Origin of the sequence: Rhizobacter sp. J219 (assembly GCF_024700055.1) — a bacterium.
Lineage (GTDB): Bacteria > Pseudomonadota > Gammaproteobacteria > Burkholderiales > Burkholderiaceae_C > Rhizobacter.
The window spans coordinates 3,185,884-3,205,619 of record NZ_JAJOND010000001.1 but is presented as its reverse complement, the minus strand read 5'-3'; the positions used below and the strand labels follow the sequence as shown (position 1 = coordinate 3,205,619).

Here is a 19,736-nt window from a genome sequence, read left to right as displayed (position 1 = left end):
CTAGCCTGAGCGTCTCTCCGAGCGTGAAAACCAGAGGGTGACGGCTATCATGGTCCGCCATGACCCTCCGCCCGTTCCTGCGCGACAGCGACCTGCCCGACGCAGACAGCCTGCCCTGCATGCTGGCCTGGGTTGCGCCTGATGGAACGGTGCTGCACGCCAACCGCGGCTTCCATGAGCAGATGGGCTCGGCCGGCGCGTCGATCTCGTTGCCCTCATTGCTGACCGCCGACTCCGGCGTGGCACTGACCACCCAGCTCGCCGCGCGCCGCGACTTCCGCCTGAGCGTGCGCATGCCGCTGTCAGGCGCCCAGCGCTTCGGCGAGGCCTGGCTCGACCTGCAGGTGAGCTGGCTCGACGCACAGAACTGCTACGTCTGCGTGCTGCACGACGTGAGCGACAGCCGCCGCGCCGAGATCTCGTCGCGCTCGCGGGCCGAGCAGTTCCAGCTGCTGGCCGACAACGTGCCGGTGCTGATCTCGTACTACGAGGCGCAAGACTTTCGCTGCCTCTACGCCAACAAGCTCTACGCCCAGACCTTCGGTTTCGACGAGCACTCGGTGATCGGCCGCACGTTCGCCGAGATCGTCGGCGATGCCGCGGCCGAGGTGATCCGGCCCTATGTCGACTACGTGCTGCGCGAACACAAGCCCGCTTCCTACGAGCGCGAGCTGCGCACGCCCGAGGGCAAGCGCCACTGGCTGGAGGTCAACCTCATTCCGCACCTGGCCGCTGATGGCACGCTGCTCGCTGCCTTCGTGCTGGTGACCGACATCACCAAGCACCGCCTGGCCGAGCAGTCGGTGCGCGAATCGGAAGAGCGCCTCGGCAAGTTCATGCAAGCCAGCGTGGAGGGCATCCTCTTCCACAAGAACGGCTACCTGACCGACGCCAACGAGCCGCTGTGCCAGCTGGTCGGCTACCCGCTGGAAGAAATCCTCGGGCGGCATGTGTTCGACTTCCTGCCTTCCGACCAGATCGCGAAAGTCTCGGAAGTGATGGAGGCCCACGGCGAGGTCGCCTACGAAAGCGTGGTGCTGCACCGCGACGGTCGCCGCATCCCGGTCGAATTCATCGTGCGCAGCATCGAGCGCCACGGCGAGCGCCTGCGCATGAGCATCGTGCGCGACATCCGCGACCGCCATGCAGCGCAGGAGCACATCCGCCGCCTCGCGCACAACGATTCGCTTACCGGCCTGCCCAACCGCCTGAGCCTGATGGAGCACCTGGGCCACATGATCGCCGCGGCGCGCCGCGACGATTCGCAGGTGGCGCTGCTCTTCATCGACCTTGACCACTTCAAGCGCGTCAACGACTCGCTCGGCCACCTGGTTGGCGACACGCTCCTGCAGACCATCGCCCGCCGCATCACCGAGAGCCTGCGCGGCACCGACGTGGTGGCGCGTTTCGGTGGCGACGAGTTCATCGTGCTCTTGCCGCGCACGCTGCAGCGCATGGACGTGGAAGAAGTGGCGCACAAGCTGCTCGCGCGCATCGAGGTGCCGGTGAATGTGGATGGCCGGCTGATCTCGGTCACGCCGTCGATCGGCATCTCGATGTTCCCGCACGACGGCGAAACGGCCGACGACCTCATCAAGCATGCCGACACCGCGATGTACCTCGCCAAGTCGCGTGGCCGCGCCAATTACCAGTTCTTCACGCCGGCGATGGCCAGCACCGCCTACGACGCGCTGGTGCTCGAGAGCCAGATGTCGCAGGCGCTGGCGCGCGGCGAGTTCGTGCTGCATTTCCAGCCGCAGGTGCGCTCGCGCGACGGCGTGCTGGTCGGTGCCGAGGCCCTCATTCGCTGGAACCACCCCGAGCGTGGCCTGCTGATGCCCGACATGTTCATTCCGCTGGCGGAGCAGCAGCGCGTCATGCTGCCCATCGGCCAGTGGGTGCTGCGCGAGGCGATGCGCTGCGTGCGCGGCTGGCACGAAGCGGGCGTGTGCAACGTGCCGGTGGCCGTCAACCTGTCGACGGTGCAGTTCCAGACCAGCGGCTTCACCGCGCTGATCGAGCAGCTGCTCGCCGAAGAAGGCGTGGCCGGCGAGCTGCTCGAGCTCGAGCTGACCGAGCGCATGCTGATGGACGACCTGCCCGAGGTGAAGCGCAAGCTCTCCGAGCTGAAGGCCTTGGGCATTCGCATCTCGGTCGACGACTTCGGAACCGGCTACTCATCGCTCGCGCACTTGAAGGAGCTACCGATCGACAAGATGAAGATCGACCGCTCCTTCGTGCTCGGCCTGCCCGGCGAGAGCGACTCGGCGGCGATCGCCCGTGCGATCGTGCAGATGGCGCGTGGCCTCGGGCTGTCGGTGATCGCCGAAGGCGTGGAGACCGAAGCCCAGCGCAGTTTCCTCGCCCGCCTCGATTGCGACGAGCTGCAGGGCCTGCTGGTGGGCGAGCCGCTCGCCGCAGCCGACTTCGCGCGCTGGGTGCTGCGGCAGGTTCAGACCCCGCAGGTGTCTCATTCCACTGAATGATGTGAGGCACGCGGGCCGTGCCTAGAGTCCCTTCTCAGAACAGTCGCTCCATGTCGAGAGCGCGTCTTCGAGAGAGGGAACTTCATGTTGATTTCCAGAATTGCATTGGTCGGGCTGGCCGCGGCGTGTGCTGCCATGTTGCTGGCATGTGGCGGGGGCGATGAAGACGAGGGGCCGAGCTGCGGGTCGGCCAACCAGTGTGTCTCGGCCTCGAACAGCAGCACCGGCTACACCATCCGCAACGCCTGCAGCGGCGCGATCACGGTACGCTGGTGCGAGCAATACGCCGGCGCCACCTGCTCGCCGAACTCTGGCTTCCAGAGCACCTTCGGTGGTGGCCAGACCCGCAACTACAGCTCGGTGCGATCGGGCCTCGTGACGGTGACCTACTGTGCCTACTGAGGAACGGTTCAGCCTTTCTTCTTCACCGGCCGCACCCAGCCGGCGATCAGCGTCTGCTTGCCGCGTGCCACTGCGAGGTTGCCGGCCGGCACCGGCTTGTTGATGGTGGAGCCACCGCCGATGGTCGCGCCGTCGCCCAGCGTGACGGGAGCGACCAGCACGCAGTTGCTGCCCACGTGCACGTCGTTGCCGATCACGGTGCGGTGCTTGTTGGCGCCGTCGTAGTTGGCGGTGATGCTGCCGGCGCCGTAGTTCACACGCTCGCCCACCGTGGCGTCGCCCAGGTAGGCGAGGTGGTTGGCCTTGGCGCCGCGGGCGAGGGTGGAGTTCTTCACCTCGACGAAGTTGCCGATGTGCACCTCTTCCGCCAGCTGCGCGCCGGGGCGCAGGCGGGCGAAGGGGCCGATGATCGAGCCGGCGCCGACGCTTGCGCCGTCCTTGTCGCCGTCAATATGGGTAAAGGGGTGGATCGTCACGTTGTCGGCGATGCGCGCGTTGCGGATCACGCAGTGCGCGCCGATGCGTGTGCCGCTGCCGAGGTGCACCGTGCCTTCGAAGAGGCAGTTGATGTCGATCTCGACGTCGGTGCCGCAGTGCAGCTCGCCTCTGAGGTCGAAGCGCGCCGGGTCGGCCAGGCGCACGCCGTCGTTCATCAGGTGCTCGGCCTGCGCGCGCTGGTGGCGGCGTTCCAGGTCAGCCAGCTGCGCCGGGCTGTTGACGCCCAGCACCTCGGCTTCGGTCAGCGGCTGCGCGGCGACGACCGGCGTGCCGTCGGCCACCGCCATCGCGACGATGTCAGTCAGGTAGTACTCGCCCTGGGCGTTGTCGTTCGACAGCTTCGCGAGCCAGCGCTTCAGCGCGGCGGTGGGCACCGCCATCATGCCGGTGTAGATCTCGCGGATCTGGCGCTGCTCGGGCGAGGCGTCCTTGTGCTCGACGATGGCGCGCACGCTCTCACCTTGGCGCACGATGCGGCCGTAGCCGGTCGGGTCGGGGAGTTCGATGGTGAGCAGCGCGAGCTTCTGTCCACCGCACGCCTCGATGAGCGCTCTTGCCGTGCGCTCGGTGATGAGTGGCACGTCGCCGTTGAGGATGAGCGTGGTGCCCGTCTCGTGGAGCGAGGGCACGGCCTGTTGCACCGCATGGCCGGTGCCCAGCTGCGGCTCCTGCCGCACGAATTTCAGCTGGGGCGCGCTGACGGCGGCCTCGACCAGCTCCGCCCCGTGGCCGGTGATCGTGATGATGCGATCGGCCGACAGCCGCGCAGCGGTCTGCAACACGTGCTGCAATAGCGACCGCCCGGCCAGCTTGTGCAGCACCTTGGGCAGGCTGGATTTCATGCGGGTGCCTTTGCCCGCGGCCATGATCACGATGTCGAGTGCCATGCAACGTCTTCCTCTGCTGAAGTCCTGGATTATCGGCGGGTGCCTCGCCCTCGCCACCCTGCTGTCGGGGTGCACCGCGGTGCGCTTCGCGTACAGCCAGGGCCCAGAGCTGAGCTACTGGTGGCTCGACGGCTATGCCGACTTCAGCGAGCCGCAGATCCCGAAGGTGCGCGACACGCTCGAAGCCTGGTTCCGCTGGCACCGCCAGACCCAGCTCGACGACTACGCCCAGTTCCTGGTGCGACTGCAGGGCCATGCGGCCGGGCCGGTGACGCCGGAGCTCGTGTGCCGCTCCTACCAGGAGGCGCTTTCGCGCGTCGACCCGATGCTCGACAAGGCGCTGCCGATGGCCGTCGACCTGGTGCGAAGCCTCACACCGGCGCAGGTCCAGCACATCGAGCGCAAGTACGCCAAGGTGAACCGCGAGTTCCGCAGCGACTTCCTGCAGCCCGACCCGGCCGAGCGTTTCGAGGCCTCGGTGAAGCGTGCGCTCGAACGTGCCGAGATGTTCTACGGCAGCCTCGACGACGCCCAGCTCGAAGCGCTGCGGCGAGGCGTCGCCGCGTCGCCCTTCAACCCCGAGCTGTGGCTGGAAGAGCGCATGCTGCGTCAGCAGGAGGCGCTGGCCATGCTGCGGCGCATCGCGAACGACAAGGCGATGCCACCTGACCAGGCGCTGGCGTCGCTGCGCGTCGTCGTGGCCCATGTGCGGCGCTCGCCGCGCCCGCACTACCTCGAGTACCAGCAGAAGCTGCTGGCCTACAACTGCAAGCTCGCCGCCCAGTTGCACAACAGCGCGAGCCGCGAGCAGCGGGCCTCGGCGGTGAAGCGCTTCAAGGGCTGGGAAGAAGACGCCCGCTCGCTGGCGACCGACGAGCGCCGGGCGCCTTGACGGGTCGCCTCGAGGATCGGGCCGCGATCAGGGCGTGAGCTGCACGCTCACCCGGCGAGGGTTGATGCCGGTCTGTGGGAAGTCTTTCAGCGCCGCCTTGAACATCGCGGCCAGCAGCTGGGTGGTACCGGAGCTCAGGCCGTCGCTGGCGGCGCGCGCTTCGTAGAGCGGCTGCGCGGTCTGCCGGTCGCGGATCAGCACCACCACCTCGCGGTCGTAGCGCGGGCTGTCGACCATCATCCCGAAGCCCGGGCCCCAGTACGGCCGGCCGTAGCGCGAATAGAAGAGGCTGCCGCGCCAGAAGAAGGGGTCGTCGTAGAAGCCGCGATCGGTGCGCGAGACGCGGGCGGCGACCTGAACGGTGGTGTCGGCGGTCTTGAGGTCGTTGACTTCCTGGAAGCCGGCGCTCAGGAGGGCGGGGCGGGCGGCGGCTTCGAGTTCCGACTGTTCCTGGGGCCGCGCCTGCTGCGAAGGCAGGCGCTCGAAGGCAAAGGTGGCCGGCTTGCGCGCCGCGGGCCACTGGCTGTAGGTGGAGACCTCGCTGTCCACCGTGTTCAGGCTGGCGCAGCCGCCGAGGGCGGCGGCCAGCGCCAGGGTTGCCACGAGCGTGATGCGCATGCTGTCTCTCAATCCGCGAAATCTCAGTCTGCGAACCGGATCACCGATTCGGCCGGTGTGGACGAAGCGCCCGAGGGCGTTGCGCACGATTCGTCTTCGTCAAACGCGATGTCGCCCGCCGGATCGGCCACGCCGGTGGTTTTGAGCGTGGTGAACGGGTAGAGGTTCCGGTCCATCATGTGCGAGGGCACGATGTTGCCCATGGCGGTGAAGAGGTTGTCGATGCGGCCGGGGAAGCGCTTGTCCCAGTCGCGCAGCATGGCCTTGATCTGCACCCGCTGCAGGTTCTCCTGGTTGCCGCACAGCGAGCACGGGATGATGGGGAACTGCCGGTGTGCGGCCCAGCGCTCGATGTCGGTCTCGGCCACGTAGGCGAGCGGGCGGATGATGATGTTCTTGCCGTCGTCGCTCACGAGTTTCGGCGGCATGCCCTTCATCTTGCTGCCGAAGAACATGTTCATGAAGAGCGTCTGGATCATGTCGTCGCGGTGGTGGCCGAGCGCGATCTTGGTCGCGCCGAGCTCGCCCGCCACGCGGTAGAGGATGCCGCGCCGCAGCCGCGAGCACAGGCTGCACATGGTCTTGCCCTCGGGGATGAGGCGCTTGACGATGGAGTAGGTGTCCTGGTTCTCGATGTGGAAGGGCACGCCGCGTGCCTTCAAGTACTCGGGCAGGATGTGCTCCGGAAACCCCGGCTGCTTCTGGTCGAGGTTGACCGCGACCAGCTCGAAGCGGATCGGCGCGCGCTGCTGCATGTTGAGCAGGATGTCGAGCAGCGTGTAGCTGTCCTTGCCGCCCGACAGGCACACCATCACCTTGTCGCCGTCTTCGATCATGTTGAAGTCGGTGATGGCCTGGCCCACCTGGCGGTGCAGGCGCTTGCTGAGCTTGTTGGTCTCGAACGCCAGCTTGGCGTCTTCCTTCTGGTCGATCACGGCACCCATCACATCACTTCCTTGATTCCAAACACTTCACAGCCCACCGCGTCGCAATCGGGGTAGACGTCGGGCTTCTCGGTCGACACACGCGCTGCCTTCACGCGCGGGTGCGCGAGCATCAGCTTCAACACGTCGTCGCACAGCGTTTCCTGCAGGTGCACATGGCCCTGCTTGATGCGCACCGCGATGCTGCGGCGCATGAAGTCGTAGTCGACCACTTCGTCGAGACTCGTCGTTCTGGGGCGTCGACACCGTGAGCGGGATGTACAGGTCGACGTTGATCAGCACCCGCTGCTCGCCGCGCTTCTCGAAGTCGTGCACGCCGATGTTGATCCACACCTCGTAGTTACGCAGGAACAACCGGCGGCAATCGCGCAAATCCAGGTGGCCGAGCAGGCTCTGCATGTCAGGTCTTCTTGTCAGGGTTGGCGATGAACATCACATCGCGGGGTTGGGGCTGCAGGTGCTGGCCGCCGTCCACCAGCAGCGTGGTGCCGGTGATGGCCGGCGACTCGATCAGGAAGCGCACGCTGCGGGCGATGTCCTGCGGCGTCGACGAGCGCTGCAGCGGTGTGAGCTGGTGCGACCGGGCGAACTCGTCGGCCGTCATCGTGCCCGACAGCAGCGTCACGCCGGGCGCCACGCCGCACACCCGCACGCTGGGCGCGAGCGCCTGCGCCAGCATCACGGTGGCCGTCTGCAGCGCCGCCTTGGAGAGCGTGTACGAGAAGTAGTCGGGGTTCAGGTTCCACAGCTTCTGGTCGAGCAGGTTGACCACGCAGCCCTGCCGCGAGGTACCCGCCAGATGGCGGTGCAGCGCCTGCGCCAGCAGCACCGCCGGCGCCGTGTTGGCGCGCCAGTGCTTTTCCATCGACGCAATGCCGAAGCTCTCGGCGTTGTCGTACTCGAAGGTCGAAGCGTTGTTGACGATCGCATCGAGCCGGCGGAAGCGCGCCAGCACCTGCGGCACGAGGCCGCGGCAGGCCGCTTCGTCGGCCAGGTCGGCGCTCACGCTGTCGGCGAAGGCGCCGGCCTGGCGCGCCTGCGCCACCGTCTCGGCGGCGTCACCCTGCGAGCGGTGGTAGTGCACGGCCACATCGAAGCCATGCGCGGCCAGGTCGAGCGCGATCTCGCGGCCCAGGCGGCGGGCCGCGCCGGTGACGAGCACGACCGGGCGTTCAGACATGGTGGCGGGGGGCTGCAACAGAGGCCGACAGTGTATCGGCGTGCCCTTTTTCGAGCGCCTGCCGGGGTGGTGGGCGGGATGCCGTTCGGCACCCTCTGGCGGCGCTTCGGACCCATGGGAACGCCTTTTGCACCTGTCGAGGCGGCGGGCGGGGGTGGCGTGCGTAGACTGGCGCGACTTCCCCCACCCCTCATGAACCCGAGCAACCTGGCTGCCCCCTTGCCCGCCCTGCGGCCTGCGCCACGCACCGGCCGGCGTCGGGTGTTCCTGCGCGACCTCGGCATCGTGCTGGTGCTCAACACCGTGGTCGCGGTGGCGCTCTGGCTCATCGTGCTGGTGCTGGCGCCCGACAGCCGCTCGCAGCTGCAGCTTCATGCGCTGTGTACGCACCTCGTGTTCTCGCAGTGCATCGGCCTGAGCATCTTCGGGCTGATCGAATGGCCGCGCCTGACCATCTGGTGGCAGCGGCCGCCCGGCTGGCTGGCGCTGGGGGCGGTGACGCTGGTGGCGATCCCCGTCGGCCACACGTTCGGGCGCGTGGTGGCCGGCACCCTCATGGGCGTCTCGGCCGGCCTGCCCGCGGCGCTGGAGCCGGCGCTGGTGCTGGTGATCTTCACCACCATCGTCGCCTCGCTGGTGGCGGTGCACCTCATCATGCAGCGCGACGGGATCGAGGCCGAGCGCCTGCGCGCCGACACCGCCCGCCTGCAGCTGCTGCAGCAGCAGATCGAGCCGCACATGCTTTTCAACACGCTGGCCAATGCGCACGCGCTGATCGACACCGAGCCGGCCCGCGCGCAGGCGACGCTCGAAGCGCTGAGCGAGCTGCTGCACGCGAGCATGCAGACGGGCGAGCAGCCGCTGGTCACGCTGCAGCAGGAGTTCACGTTGGTCGAGCAGTACCTGAAGCTGATGGCCATCCGCATGGGCCCGCGCCTGCGCTACGAGCTTCGATTGCCGAACGACCTGGCCGACGGCCGGCTGCCGCCGCTCACGCTGCAGCCGCTGGTGGAAAACGCGGTGCGCCACGGCCTCGATGCGCGTCCCGAGGGCGGCAGCATCACCGTCGGCGCGAGGCGCGAGGGCGCTCAGGTGATCGTCGAGGTGGTCGACGACGGCCAGGGCCTGGCGGTCGACGACCCCTTCGCGGCCGGCCGCATCGGCCTGGCCAACCTGCGCCAGCGGCTTGCCTATGCCTTCGGCCGCGATGCGAGCCTCGCGCTTGCCGACCATGCACCGCACGGCGTGCGCGCCACCGTGCGCCTCCCCGGGGCGGGCACCGCATGAACATCCCCGTGCTCGTGGTCGAAGACGAGCCCGTGCTCGCACGCCGTCTGCAGCAGCAGCTGGCCGCCCTCTGGCCCGGCATCGACCTGCTGCCGGTGGCCGACAACGGCGCCGCGGCCGTCGCGCTCGCGCTCGAACACCTGCCGCGGGTGATCTTTCTCGACATCCACATGCCCGCCGCCTCAGGGCTCGATGCGGCCGAGGCCATCGTCGAAGACTGGCCCGACGGCGTGCCACTGCCGCAGCTGGTGTTCGTGACCGCCTATGGCCAGTACGCGGTGCAGGCCTTCGAGCACGGCGCCATCGACTACCTGCTCAAGCCGGTGAGCACCGAGCGCCTGCAGCGCGCGGTGCAGCGGCTGCAGGAGCGGCTGGCCTTGCTCGACGCGTCGAGCGGCGAGCTGCTCGGCGGCGCGCTGCAGCGGGTGGCGCAGGCGCTGCAGCCGGCCGCGAGCGTGCCCCGCCTGTCGGTCATCAACGCGGCGGTGGGCGCGGTCACGCACCTCATCCCCATCGAGGACGTGCTGTATTTCGAAGTCGCCGACAAGTACCTGCGCGTGATCACCCGCGAGCGCGAAGCGCTGATCCGCATGAGCCTGCGCGATCTGCTGCAGCGGCTCGATGCCGAGCGCTTCTGGCAGGTGCACCGAAGCCTGGTGGTGCAGGCGCGCTGCATCGCGCAGGTGGAGCGCAGCGACGACGGCCGCCTCTGGCTGGGCCTGCGCGACCACCCCGCACGCCTGGGCGTGAGCCGCCTCTTCGCGCATCGTTTCAAGGCGATGTGAGGCGCGGCCGACGGTCGCCGTCGGTTTTCGACGCTTCGCCCCCTTCGGCCCGCCGTTCGCGGATCGGGTCCCCCGCGAGCACCGCCGCGTTTCCACACTGGACACCTTGCCACTTACCGAGGTTGACCGATCGTGAAGATGCTTCCTGCCCTCTCGGCCCTGGGCGCTGCCGCCCTGGTGTCCATCGCCCACGCACAAGACGGCCCGCCGCCCGGCTGGGTGGGGCCGGCGCCGGGCTGGTCGGGCGGCGTGCTGATGGGCGTGGCTGCCGTGCCCGAGTTCGAAGGCAGCCGCCACACCCGTGTGCAGCCGGTGTTGGGGGGCGAGGTGTTCTGGCGGCCCGGCGTGGGGGGAAGCGTCGCAATGGGCAGCCGCGGCCTGGTGTGGACACCGTGGCAGACGACGGCCGGCAGCGCCAGTCTCGGCCTCTCGGTCGACCCCGGCCGCGTCGACGATGACGAGCGCAAGCTCACCCCCGCCGGCCTGCGCCCCGGCAGTGCCGACCTGCGCGGCATGGGCGAGGTCGACATGAGTGCGCTCGTCTCGGCCGCGGGCTCGCTCAGCCTCGGCCCGGTGTCGCTCACCGGGGCGGTGCGCAAGGCGGTGTCGAGCCACCGCGGCACCCTGGTCGAAGCCGGCCTTGCGCTGCCGTGGCAACTGCACCGCCACGCCAAGCTCACTGTCACGCCCGGGGTGATCTGGGCCGATCGCCGGCACACGCAGGCCTACTTCGGCGTGACACCGCAGCAATCGGCGGCGAGCGGCTACGCCGCCTTCGAGGCTGGTGCCGGCCTCAAGAGCCAGCAGCTCGTCGTCGACTTCGACATGGCGTTCAGCCGCCACTGGCACCTGCAGGCGCTGCTGCGCGTGCAGCGCCTCGCCGGCGATGCGGCCGACAGTCCCATCACCCAACGCACGCGCCAGGCCAGTGGCATGCTGGCGCTGCGCTACGAGTTCCAGCTGTGAGGTCCGCCATGAAGCTCTCCACACTCTCCACCCGTGGCACCGAAGCGATGCTCGCGCTGATGGCGGTGGCCGTCGCCGCTTACGCCTTCCTCGCCTATGCCCTGCAGCCCGCCGGCGCACAGGTCGGCGAGGCGATGCAGGAGGTGTACCGCCTGAACCCCATCGTCATCCATACCCACGCCTTCGCGGCCGGCCTCGCGCTACTGCTCGGGCCGTGGCAGTTCTCCACACGCCTGCGCACGCGGCGGCCGCAGGTGCACCGCTGGATCGGGCGTGTCTACCTCGTGGCCGGCATCGTGGTGGGCGGGGTGTCGGGGCTTTTGCTGTCGCGCCTGGCACAAGGCGGCTGGGTGGCGCAGCTCGGCTTTGCCTGCCTCGCCGTGGTGTGGCTCTACACCGGCTACCGGGGCTACCGCGCCATCCGCCGCGGCGAGCGTGCACAGCACCGGCGCTGGATGCTGCGCAACCATGCGCTCACGCTCGCGGCGGTGAGCCTGCGCATTTACATCCCGCTCTTCCTGGCGAACGGGGTGCCCTTCCAGGAGGCCTATCCGGTGATCGCCTGGATGTGCTGGGTGCCGCACCTCGTGATCGCGCAGTGGTGGCTGAACCGCGGCCGGCCGGTCGACACACACGCCCTTCCTACAATGCCGCGATGACCGCTGCCGCCCCGACGCCTCTTGTCCGCCTGATCCGGCGGGCCCTCACCGAGGCGGGCGGCTGGTTGCCCTTCGACCGTTTCATGGCGATGGCGCTCTACGCGCCGGGCCTCGGCTACTACGCGCACGGCAGCCGCAAGTTCGGCCTGCTGCCGCAATCGGGCAGCGACTTCGTCACCGCGCCCGAGCTGTCGCCGATCTTCGGCCGCGCGCTGGCTCGGCAGCTGGCACAGGCGCTCGACGCCTGCGAGAGCCGCGAGCTGTGGGAGTTCGGCGCCGGCTCCGGGGCGCTGGCCGAGCAGCTGCTCGAGGCGCTGGGCGAGCGTGTGGCCCGCTACACCATCGTCGACCTCTCCGGCAGCCTGCGCGAGCGCCAGCGCGAGCGGCTCGCGCGCTTCGGCGAGCGGGTGCAGTGGGTCGACAGCCTGCCCGAGCGCATCAGCGGCGTGGTGGTGGGCAACGAGGTGCTCGATGCGATGCCGGTGAAGCTGCTGCACTTCGACGGCGCGCAGTGGCAGGAGCGCGGCGTGGCGCTCGGCGAAGAGGCCTTCACCTGGCAGGACCGCCCGAGCGACGAGCGCCCGCCGCACGAAGGGCCCTTCCTGCCCGGCACCGTCACCGAGATCCACCCGCAGGCCGAGGCCTTCATCGCCACGCTGGCCGACCGCCTGCAGCGCGGCGCCATCTTCCTCATCGACTACGGATTCCCCGAGGCCGAGTACTACCACCTGCAGCGCCACGGCGGCACGCTGATGTGCCACCGCGCGCACCAGGCCGACTCCGACCCGCTCAGCGACGTGGGCGAGAAAGACATCACCGCCCACGTCAACTTCACTGGCATCGCACTCGCTGCACAGGACGCCGGGCTGGAGGTGCTGGGCTACACCTCGCAGGCGCGCTTCCTCTTGAACTGCGGCGTGATGGAGCTGCTGCAGGGCGCCGACATCCCGACCATCGCCCATGCGCAGAAGCTCATCCACGAGCACGAGATGGGCGAGATCTTCAAGGTGATCGCGTTCGCGCGGGGCTGCGATGCCGCGTTCATGCAACAGCCGCTCGGGTTCACCGAAGGCGACCGGACGCACCGCCTGTGATCGGCCGGCATCTTCTGGAACATCCCTCGTGATCCGCTGGCTGATCGTCATTTTCCTGCTGCTGCTGATCTTCCAGGGCTTCCACCGCTGGCTGGAGAAGATCGGCCTCGGCCGCCTGCCGGGCGACTTCCGCTTCAAGCTCTTCGGCCGCGACTTCTTCCTGCCGGTGGCCAGCAGCGTGCTGCTGAGCCTGGTGGCGATGGGGCTGTCGAAGCTGATCTGACCCGGGCCGTGCACGGGACGGGCCATGGCTCCTTTGGGCGATGTCGCGCGCGCGGCCGCTCGCGACACTGCCGGCAGTCCCCAAGGAGTCCTTTGCCATGTCCCGCACCCTTCGCCTCGCATCCGTGGCCGCGCTGGCGGCCCTCTTCGTCACCACCGGCGCCCAGGCCGCCGATGCGCCGCCGTCCATCGCCGCCCTGTTCCAGCGCGTGCCCGACCTGCCGGCCAACGCCGAAGAGGCCGCCACCTGGGTCGACAAGACCGGCCGCCTGGTCCACCCGGGCCTCCTGGCGCTGAAGGCCGACATCGCGGCGCATCAGCGCGCGATGGAGCAGGTGCAGCTCGTCACCGCGCACGACCACCAGGCCCAGGGCGCGGTGGTGACCGAGAACCTGCAAAAGGGCCTGGCCGACGTCGGCATCGACATGGCCCGCATGCAGCGCGACCCGGCCTATGCGAAAGAGGTGCAGGACCGCATGCGCCAGATGTCGCCGCAGGAGCTGATGGCGATGTCGCAGAAGATGAACGCCCCGCTGAACGCCGACCCAAGGGTCCGGAACCAGGCCCAGGCGATGGTGGTAGACACCCCCGTGGTGCGCGCCGCGGCCGAGGCCGGCCGCGCCTACACCGACGGCCAGCTCGCGCGCCTGCAGTCGCACCAGAAGTGGTGGCGCGAGGCCGATGAGGCCGCGGCGAAGCTGCGCGAGAAACCGCTGCAGGTGGGTGTGGCCAAGCCCCGCATGGAATGGGAAAACATCGGCTGCGACGCCGGCTGCCGTGCGGCATGGGATGCGTACGCCAGCGCCGCGCTGCCGCTGATGATCGCCCGCGACACCGAAGCCCTGCGGGTGCACCGTGCCACCCTGCAGCGCCACCGTGCGTCGGTGGCCGAAGGGCTGAAGACCGCCGACCGGCACCTCGTCGCCGCGCAATACGGCGCCACCTCGCGCAGCCAGGCCCACCGCGCGTGGATCGCCGGCTACGACGCTGCGGCGCTGGGGGAGATCAGCTTCCTCGTCGACCGCATCACCGACAGCGTGAAGAGCGCCGCGGTGGTGACCCATTGCGGCAAGCAGGTGGTGCTGGCGCCGGGAGCGGTCTGCCGCTGAGCGTGGATTCCTACCGCCATCCTCGCCCGGCGCGCCGCTATATTTCGCGCCGGGAGAGGACCTATGCATTCACCACGTTCACACCACCACCGCTGCGTGCTGGGTGCACTTGCGCTGGTGGCGCTGGCGGCGTGGCCGGCGGCCCAGGCGCAGTCGCTGCACCGCTGCTCCGACAACGGCAAAGCCTATTACTCCGACAAGCCCTGCCCGGCGAACGGTGCCACCCGCATCACCGCCTACGGGCCGCCGCCGACGCGCGACGCGTACTCGGGCTCGTCGTCCACACGGCTGCAGAAGGCGCCTGACCACCTGAGCTTCATGAGCCCTGAGTGCGCCTCGCTCAGCGAGGCCATCCGCACCGCGCGCACCCGTGGCGTGGGCTACGACACCCAGCAGGACCTGCGCGACGAGTTCCGCCGCAAGTGTGGCGAAGAAGAGCGCGAGGCACGCCGCCAGCTGCACGAAACCGAGAAGCAGCGGCGCATCGAAGCCCGTGACCAGCGGGTGGCCCAGCAGCAGGAGCGTGTGCAGGCGACGATGACCCTGGAGCAGTGCCGCGAGATGGGCCGCATCGTGGCCGAACGCAAGAAGCGCTTCGACAGCATGACCCCTGGCGAGCGCGGCGACTTCGAGCGCTTCCAGACCAACTTCGGCGAGCGCTGCCGGGGCCTCTGAAGCCCTCAGCCTTCGAGTGCTGCGGCCACCGCGGCCTGCCGCGCGTTTCGGATCGCGTCGCCGATCGCCGGGCCCTTCCAGCCGCGTGCCAGCGCTTCGGTCGAGACAGCAGCCGTGTCCACCGCCAGCGCCGCATCGAGCGCCCGCTGCAGGCGGGCACGTTGTGGGTACGGCTGGTTCTCGAGCCCGGTGCGGCCCCGCGCATCGCATTCACAGGCGAGCAGCATCTCGGCAAAACGTTGCGGCCGGCGCCAGGCGTCGCAGCGCTCCAGCAGCCGCATCACCGCGGCCGCGTTGAGCTCGCCGCTGCGGTGCACGTTGCCGTGCTCGCGCGCCACCACGACCGCCAGCTCGCGGCACTCGGTGGGCACCCGCAGCCGCTCGCACACCGCTTCGACGAGCTTCACGCTGCGCGCTTCGTGCGCGATGTGGCGCGGCAGCTCGTCCACGCGCGTGGTGCCCTTGCCGAGGTCATGGCCTAGGCAGGCGAAACGCACGGTGAGCGGAGCCTGCAGCTGCGCCGCCATTTCGAGCACGAGCATCAGGTGCAGGCCGGTATCGACCTCGGGGTGGTGCGCTTCGGGTTGCGGCACGCCCCAGAGGCGGTCGACCTCGGGCAGCAGCCGCGCGAGCGCGCCGCAGCTGCGCAGCACCTCGAACATGCGCGAGGGCTTGGGCTCCATCAGCCCGCGCGAGAGTTCCTGCCACACCCGCTCGGGCACCAGCGCGTCGACCTCGCCGGCGTCGACCATCTGCCGCATCAGCGCGGTGGTTTCGTCGGCCACGCTGAAGTCGGAGAAGCGTGCCGCGAAGCGTGCAAGCCGCAGGATGCGCACCGGGTCTTCGGCAAACGCCGCCGACACATGGCGCAGCACCTTGGCCTGCAGGTCGCGCTGGCCGTGGTACGGGTCGATGAGGGTGCCGTCTTCGTCGCGTGCCATCGCATTGATGGTGAGGTCGCGCCGCATCAGGTCTTCTTCGAGCGTGACGCCCGGGTCGGCATGGATGGTGAAGCCGCGGTAGCCCGGCGCCGACTTGCGCTCGGTGCGCGCAAGCGCCACTTCCTCTTTCGTCTGCGGGTGTAGGAAGACCGGGAAGTCGCGGCCCACCGGCGTGTAGCCGGCGGCCACCATCTCCTCGGGCGTGGCACCCACCGCCACCCAGTCGTGGTCGTTCACCGGCAGACCCAAGAGGGCATCGCGCACCGCGCCGCCGACCATGTAGGTTTTCATGGCCGGCAGTGTAGGTTCGGCGCGTGCGCTCTCGCGTGCGCTACCGGGAGGCGCGGTAGTCCTCGTTGCCTTCCAGGAAGTCGTGCTCGGCCAGCGCGTCTTTCGTCCAGGCGGCCACGCTCTTCAAGGCCTGCACGCGATCGATGTAGCCCTGCACGACCGGCGGCACCGGCAGGCCGTAGGTGACGATGCGCTTGACCACCGGGGCGTAGAAGGCGTCGGCAACGCAGAAGCTGCCGAAGAGCATGGGCCCGCCCGAGGTGGCAAGCAGCTCGCTCCACATCTGCACGATGCGGTCGAGGTCGGCGCGGGCCTGCGGCTGCTCGGCCAGCACACGCGGGCCGACGTGCTGCAGCTGTGCCTCGATGTTCATGCTGAAGTGCGTGCGCAGCGCGCCGAAGCCCGAGTGCATCTCGGCCACCACGCTGCGCGCACGGGCGCGGGTTTTCGTGTCGGCGGGCCAGAGCTTTTTCTCGGGGAATTTCTCGTGCAGGTATTCGGCGATGGCCAGCGAGTCCCAGATCACGAGACCGTCGTCCACCAGCACGGGCACTCGGCCGGCGGGGTTGATCCTGACGATCTCCTTCTTGAAGATCGAATCGGCGGCGGCGTAGTCCAGGCGCATCCGCTTTTCTTCGAAGGGGATGCCGGTTTCCGTCATGAGCACCCAGGGGCGCATGGACCATGACGAGTAGTTCTTGTTGCCGATGACGAGCTGCAGTGTCATGAGAGTCCTTGGGTCCGGTCGAAGGGGCCTGCCATGCTAGGGCAGCCGCCCGGGCCCGTCGATGACAACCCCGCATGGCGGTGATGCCACCGCGTCATCGGCGGCGGGGCGATTCAGCCGCGCCGGGCCTCGCGCCGCCAGCCGTCGAGGCGCGCCGGGTTGCCGCGGCGCGACAGCACCTCGGGCATCACCGCTTCCAGCGCCGTCGGGCGGATGCCCAGTGCATCGAGCCCCGGCAGCTGGCCGGTGGCCACGTTGGGCACGGCCATCGAGTCGAGGTTGTCGCGCGACATCATGGGTTCGCCCGGCAACAGCTCCAGCAGCCCCGCCTGGAGCCGCCCGAGCAAGGCCGGCAGCGGCAGCACCGGCCGCCGGTGGCCCGACCAGGCCCCGGCGTACTGCACCAGCTCCTTCAAGGTGTAGGTCTTCGGCCCGACCGCTTCGTAGCTGGCGCCAATCGTTTGGGGCGAGTTCAGCGCACGCACGATGGCCTGCGCCACGTCGTTCACCCACACCGGCTGGAACCGTGCGTCGGCACACGCGAGCGGCATCACCGGCAAGAGCGCCTGCAGGCGCGCGAAGAGGTTGAGGAATTGGTCTTGCGCCCCGAAGATCACCGACGGGCGCAGCACCGTGAGGTCGAGTCTCGCGGCGCGCAGCACGGCCTCGCCTTCGGCCTTGCTGCGCTGGTAGCGGGAGGGCGCATCGGGTGCGGCGCCCAGCGAACTCACATGCACCACCCGCCGCACGCCGGCAATCGCGCAGGCGCGTGCGAGCCGGCGCGGCAGTTCCACGTGCACTTCGCGGAAGGCGGCCTCGCTGCCGTGCAAGCTGGCGATCAGGTTGACCACTGCATGCTTGCCGCGCAGCAGCCGCACGAGTGCGGGTTCGTCGTAGGTCTTGGCCGGCAGCAGTTCGAGGCCGGGCAGCATCGACAGCGACTTGGCCCGCGCCGGCCGGCGGCTCGGCACCGTGATGCGTGCGGCACCGTCGCCATCCGCGATGAGCTGCTCGCACAGGGTGCGGCCGACGAAGCCGCTGCCGCCCAGCACGAGCACGGGCTTCACGGCAACTCTCCGTTGGTGATCGGGGCCGAGGCGAGGCGCGGGCCGATCATGCGGCCGAGGCGCGCCTTGAGCGAGGGGGCCTGGCCGGGCGCGGCACTGGCGGGTGCGTTGAGCAGGGCCGAATAGAAGATGGCGTTGGAGAGCACCTTCTTCACGTAGTCGCGGGTTTCGTTGAAGGGCACGTTCTCGGCCCAGATGGCGGCTTCGAGCACCGGGCCTTCGCGCCAGCGGCGTGGGCGGCTGGGGCCGGCGTTGTAGGCGGCGGCGGCGAGCAGCTCCGAGCCCTCGAAGTCTTCGAGCACCATGCGCAGGTACTGGGTGCCGAGCTTCAGGTTGGTGTCGCGGTCGGAGATCATGTCCTGCGTGAAGGGCAGGCCGATCTTCTTCGCCGTCCAGCGGGCGGTGGCCGGCATGATCTGCATCAGGCCCGAGGCGCCCACGTGGGAGCGGGCGTCCATGATGAAGCGCGACTCCTGGCGGATGAGGCCGTACACGTAGGCCGGGTCGAGGCCGATCTCTTTCGCGCGGGTCTGCACCTCGCGGCGGAAGGGCGTGGGGAAGCGCTGCGCGAGGTGGATCTCGCCGCGCGTGCGGTCGCTGGTGTTGATGCAGCGGTCCCACACCTCGCGGTCGCAGGCGAGCTGGGCGGCGGCGAGCAGGGCGCGGTCGTCCATGCCGCGCAGGGTGAAGTTCCACTCGCGCACACCTTCTTGGCGCAGGCCGATGGCGATCAGCTGCAGCGCACGCTGCAGGCCGGGCTCGCGCGAAGCGGCCTGGCGTTCGGCGTCGGTCAGCGGGGCGGGCGGCTCTGGCAGCGTGATCGGCCGGCCCAGCTCTTCGGCGGCGAGTGCGCCGTAGAAGCTCAGCTGGCCGGCGATGGTGGCGAGCATCTCCTGAGATTGTTCGTTCATCGCCTGAGGGTTGCTCGAATCCTTGGCGATGGCCTGCAGCGCCCGTGCCTTCCAGTAGACCCAGACCGGCTCGCGCTGCTCGCTTGGCGCCATCGCGTTGACGGCCTGCACCACCTGCTGCCAGCGGGGCTTGCCGCCGTTGGCGCGCAGCGCGGCGCGGGCTTTCCAGGCGAGCGTCTCGTCGGCCCAGTCGATGTCGACCGAGGCCTTGCCGGCGAGCAGTGCGGCGCGCTGGTAGTGCTCGGAGGCATCGGGCAGCAGCTTGATCGCGGCCTGCTTGGCGACGGCGGCCCAGGCCCAGGCGCCGAGCTCGGGCGGCAGCAGCGCCTCCCATTTGCCGCGCAGCCCGGCGGCAGCGGCATCGGGGTCGCTCGCCGACCAGCGCATCAGCGCGAGCGTGGCGAGCTCGCGTTCGGTGCGGCTGCGCGGGCTTAAGGCCTGGAGGTAGCGCTCGGGCTTGTCGAGCAGCGTGCCGGCGTCGTCACCCGCCTTGGGGCTGATGAGCGCGGCGGCCTGGCGTGCGGCGCGCGGCTTGTTGGCGTCGACGGCCAGGCGGGCACGGCGCCACACCTCGTCGTCTTTCAGCTGCTTGGCGTCGTAGAGCGTGCTGGCGAGCAGGTTGCAGCCGTCGTCGCCCTCGCGCTGCGCGAACCAGGCGGCACGGCCGGCCTGGCGCACGTCCTTGCCGTCGAAGTGGTCGGCCAGCAGCGCGTAGCAGATGACCTCGCGGTCGTCGTTCATGCGAAAGCGCGGGTAGTCGGCGGCGAGTGCTTTCCATTCGCGACGGCGGCCGAGTTCGAGCAGCCAGTCGTTGCGCAGGCGGTCTTCGACGTAGCTGCCGTTCCAGCGGCGGTAGAACGACTCCACCTCATCGAGCGAGGCGGCGTAGAGGCGGCTGTTGAGCTGCCAGTAGTCGGTCCACATGGCCAGCGGGTGGCGCTCCATCATCGCGGCGCTGCGCATCTGGGCGAGCCGGGCGGTGTCGCGTTTGCCGAAGGCGTCGCGTGCGGCGACGATGGCGTCGTTGCCGGTCTGTGCAAACGCCGGGCCGGCCGGGCCCATGATGGCCAGGCCGAGGCCCGCGACCATCAGCCG

The 19,736-nt window shown here is 69.5% G+C and carries 19 protein-coding genes and 1 pseudogene; 11 read left to right on the top strand and 9 right to left on the bottom strand.

The genetic code is table 11. The features are described 5' to 3' along the window. The first annotated feature begins 59 nt into the window (after positions 1 to 59). On the top strand, positions 60 to 2,486 hold the full coding sequence (locus tag LRS03_RS14900; protein WP_257826362.1) for an EAL domain-containing protein: 2,427 nt from the start codon (positions 60 to 62) through the stop codon (positions 2,484 to 2,486). Positions 2,487 to 2,570: 84 nt separating this feature from the next. Beyond that, positions 2,571 to 2,888, top strand: a complete 318-nt coding sequence (locus tag LRS03_RS14895; protein WP_257826360.1) for a hypothetical protein — start codon at positions 2,571 to 2,573, stop codon at positions 2,886 to 2,888. An 8-nt stretch (positions 2,889 to 2,896) separates the two neighbouring features. On the opposite strand, the gene glmU is transcribed toward LRS03_RS14895, so the two are convergent. Next, a complete protein-coding gene (glmU, locus tag LRS03_RS14890) occupies positions 2,897 to 4,273 on the bottom strand; it encodes a bifunctional UDP-N-acetylglucosamine diphosphorylase/glucosamine-1-phosphate N-acetyltransferase GlmU (RefSeq protein ID WP_257826359.1) in 1,377 nt (458 codons plus the stop codon). Between glmU and LRS03_RS14885 the strand changes: the two genes are divergently transcribed. After that, positions 4,272 to 5,165, top strand: coding sequence for a DUF6279 family lipoprotein (locus tag LRS03_RS14885; RefSeq protein ID WP_257826358.1), 894 nt, complete (start codon positions 4,272 to 4,274; stop codon positions 5,163 to 5,165). The genes glmU and LRS03_RS14885 overlap by 2 nt on opposite strands. Positions 5,166 to 5,192: 27 nt before the next feature. Here the strand turns inward: LRS03_RS14885 and LRS03_RS14880 are convergent, their stop codons facing one another. From LRS03_RS14880 to LRS03_RS14865, 4 genes and pseudogenes are all read right to left on the bottom strand, one after another. Then, positions 5,193 to 5,783, bottom strand: coding sequence for a DUF4136 domain-containing protein (locus tag LRS03_RS14880; RefSeq protein WP_257826356.1), 591 nt, complete (start codon positions 5,781 to 5,783; stop codon positions 5,193 to 5,195). 23 nt (positions 5,784 to 5,806) lie between these two features. Further along, positions 5,807 to 6,727, bottom strand: coding sequence for a tRNA 2-thiocytidine(32) synthetase TtcA (gene ttcA, locus LRS03_RS14875; RefSeq protein ID WP_257826353.1), 921 nt, complete (start codon positions 6,725 to 6,727; stop codon positions 5,807 to 5,809). Beyond that, positions 6,727 to 7,126: pseudogene (locus tag LRS03_RS14870) on the bottom strand (dihydroneopterin aldolase). Before LRS03_RS14870 ends, ttcA begins: the two are co-directional and overlap by 1 nt. Position 7,127: 1 nt before the next feature. Beyond that, positions 7,128 to 7,907, bottom strand: coding sequence for an SDR family oxidoreductase (locus LRS03_RS14865; RefSeq protein WP_257826351.1), 780 nt, complete (start codon positions 7,905 to 7,907; stop codon positions 7,128 to 7,130). A gap of 192 nt (positions 7,908 to 8,099) precedes the next feature. On the opposite strand from LRS03_RS14865, the gene LRS03_RS14860 reads away from it, so the two are divergent. The 8 genes from LRS03_RS14860 to LRS03_RS14825 all read left to right on the top strand — a co-directional run bounded on the left by LRS03_RS14860 (position 8,100) and on the right by LRS03_RS14825 (position 14,704). After that, the gene (locus LRS03_RS14860) at positions 8,100 to 9,194 is read left to right on the top strand and encodes a sensor histidine kinase (RefSeq protein WP_257826349.1); all 1,095 of its coding nucleotides are present in this window, start codon (positions 8,100 to 8,102) and stop codon (positions 9,192 to 9,194) included. After that, positions 9,191 to 9,979, top strand: a complete 789-nt coding sequence (locus LRS03_RS14855) for a LytR/AlgR family response regulator transcription factor (RefSeq protein ID WP_257826347.1) — start codon at positions 9,191 to 9,193, stop codon at positions 9,977 to 9,979. Before LRS03_RS14860 ends, LRS03_RS14855 begins: the two co-directional genes overlap by 4 nt. A 138-nt stretch (positions 9,980 to 10,117) precedes the next feature. Continuing rightward, positions 10,118 to 10,945 (top strand): MipA/OmpV family protein, encoded by an 828-nt coding sequence (locus LRS03_RS14850; RefSeq protein WP_257829566.1) that lies wholly within the window; start codon positions 10,118 to 10,120, stop codon positions 10,943 to 10,945. Between the two features lie 8 nt (positions 10,946 to 10,953). Further along, entirely contained in the window at positions 10,954 to 11,604 is a 651-nt protein-coding gene (locus LRS03_RS14845; RefSeq protein ID WP_257826345.1) for a DUF2306 domain-containing protein, read from the top strand. Beyond that, complete coding sequence (locus LRS03_RS14840) at positions 11,601 to 12,698, top strand: class I SAM-dependent methyltransferase (protein WP_257826344.1); 1,098 nt, start codon at positions 11,601 to 11,603, stop codon at positions 12,696 to 12,698. The genes LRS03_RS14845 and LRS03_RS14840 overlap by 4 nt, the downstream gene beginning before the upstream one ends. A 28-nt stretch (positions 12,699 to 12,726) precedes the next feature. Beyond that, positions 12,727 to 12,921, top strand: a complete 195-nt coding sequence (locus LRS03_RS14835) for a DUF2905 domain-containing protein (RefSeq protein ID WP_257826343.1) — start codon at positions 12,727 to 12,729, stop codon at positions 12,919 to 12,921. A gap of 97 nt (positions 12,922 to 13,018) precedes the next feature. After that, positions 13,019 to 14,029, top strand: coding sequence for a hypothetical protein (locus LRS03_RS14830; protein ID WP_257826342.1), 1,011 nt, complete (start codon positions 13,019 to 13,021; stop codon positions 14,027 to 14,029). A gap of 63 nt (positions 14,030 to 14,092) precedes the next feature. Next, complete coding sequence (locus LRS03_RS14825; RefSeq protein ID WP_257826341.1) at positions 14,093 to 14,704, top strand: hypothetical protein; 612 nt, start codon at positions 14,093 to 14,095, stop codon at positions 14,702 to 14,704. Between the two features lie 5 nt (positions 14,705 to 14,709). Here LRS03_RS14825 and LRS03_RS14820 read toward each other — a convergent pair whose 3' ends face one another. The 4 genes from LRS03_RS14820 to LRS03_RS14805 form a co-directional block, all read right to left on the bottom strand. After that, a complete protein-coding gene (locus LRS03_RS14820) occupies positions 14,710 to 15,936 on the bottom strand; it encodes a multifunctional CCA addition/repair protein (protein WP_257826339.1) in 1,227 nt (408 codons plus the stop codon). A gap of 40 nt (positions 15,937 to 15,976) precedes the next feature. Further along, positions 15,977 to 16,663 carry a glutathione S-transferase family protein gene (locus tag LRS03_RS14815; RefSeq protein WP_257826337.1) on the bottom strand — a complete coding sequence of 229 codons (687 nt, stop codon included), beginning with the start codon at positions 16,661 to 16,663 and terminating at the stop codon, positions 15,977 to 15,979. Between the two features lie 113 nt (positions 16,664 to 16,776). Beyond that, positions 16,777 to 17,730: a complex I NDUFA9 subunit family protein gene (locus tag LRS03_RS14810; RefSeq protein WP_257826335.1), complete on the bottom strand. Its 954-nt coding sequence runs from the start codon at positions 17,728 to 17,730 to the stop codon at positions 16,777 to 16,779. Beyond that, positions 17,727 to 19,730, bottom strand: a complete 2,004-nt coding sequence (locus LRS03_RS14805) for a lytic transglycosylase domain-containing protein (RefSeq protein ID WP_489739928.1) — start codon at positions 19,728 to 19,730, stop codon at positions 17,727 to 17,729. The genes LRS03_RS14810 and LRS03_RS14805 overlap by 4 nt, the downstream gene beginning before the upstream one ends. Positions 19,731 to 19,736: the final 6 nt, after the last annotated feature.

Bases quoted from the DNA above. Each gene is read 5' to 3' on its own strand.
- LRS03_RS14900 (WP_257826362.1), top strand. From the start codon at position 60: ATGACCCTCCGCCCGTTCCTGCGCGACAGCGACCTGCCCGACGCAGAC.
- LRS03_RS14895 (WP_257826360.1), top strand. From the start codon at position 2,571: ATGTTGATTTCCAGAATTGCATTGGTCGGGCTGGCCGCGGCGTGTGCT.
- LRS03_RS14885 (WP_257826358.1), top strand. From the start codon at position 4,272: ATGCAACGTCTTCCTCTGCTGAAGTCCTGGATTATCGGCGGGTGCCTC.
- glmU (WP_257826359.1), bottom strand. From the start codon at position 4,273: ATGGCACTCGACATCGTGATCATGGCCGCGGGCAAAGGCACCCGCATG.
- LRS03_RS14880 (WP_257826356.1), bottom strand. From the start codon at position 5,783: ATGCGCATCACGCTCGTGGCAACCCTGGCGCTGGCCGCCGCCCTCGGC.
- ttcA (WP_257826353.1), bottom strand. From the start codon at position 6,727: ATGGGTGCCGTGATCGACCAGAAGGAAGACGCCAAGCTGGCGTTCGAG.
- LRS03_RS14865 (WP_257826351.1), bottom strand. From the start codon at position 7,907: ATGTCTGAACGCCCGGTCGTGCTCGTCACCGGCGCGGCCCGCCGCCTG.
- LRS03_RS14860 (WP_257826349.1), top strand. From the start codon at position 8,100: ATGAACCCGAGCAACCTGGCTGCCCCCTTGCCCGCCCTGCGGCCTGCG.
- LRS03_RS14855 (WP_257826347.1), top strand. From the start codon at position 9,191: ATGAACATCCCCGTGCTCGTGGTCGAAGACGAGCCCGTGCTCGCACGC.
- LRS03_RS14850 (WP_257829566.1), top strand. From the start codon at position 10,118: ATGCTTCCTGCCCTCTCGGCCCTGGGCGCTGCCGCCCTGGTGTCCATC.
- LRS03_RS14845 (WP_257826345.1), top strand. From the start codon at position 10,954: ATGAAGCTCTCCACACTCTCCACCCGTGGCACCGAAGCGATGCTCGCG.
- LRS03_RS14840 (WP_257826344.1), top strand. From the start codon at position 11,601: ATGACCGCTGCCGCCCCGACGCCTCTTGTCCGCCTGATCCGGCGGGCC.
- LRS03_RS14830 (WP_257826342.1), top strand. From the start codon at position 13,019: ATGTCCCGCACCCTTCGCCTCGCATCCGTGGCCGCGCTGGCGGCCCTC.
- LRS03_RS14825 (WP_257826341.1), top strand. From the start codon at position 14,093: ATGCATTCACCACGTTCACACCACCACCGCTGCGTGCTGGGTGCACTT.
- LRS03_RS14820 (WP_257826339.1), bottom strand. From the start codon at position 15,936: ATGAAAACCTACATGGTCGGCGGCGCGGTGCGCGATGCCCTCTTGGGT.
- LRS03_RS14815 (WP_257826337.1), bottom strand. From the start codon at position 16,663: ATGACACTGCAGCTCGTCATCGGCAACAAGAACTACTCGTCATGGTCC.
- LRS03_RS14805 (WP_489739928.1), bottom strand. From the start codon at position 19,730: ATGGTCGCGGGCCTCGGCCTGGCCATCATGGGCCCGGCCGGCCCGGCG.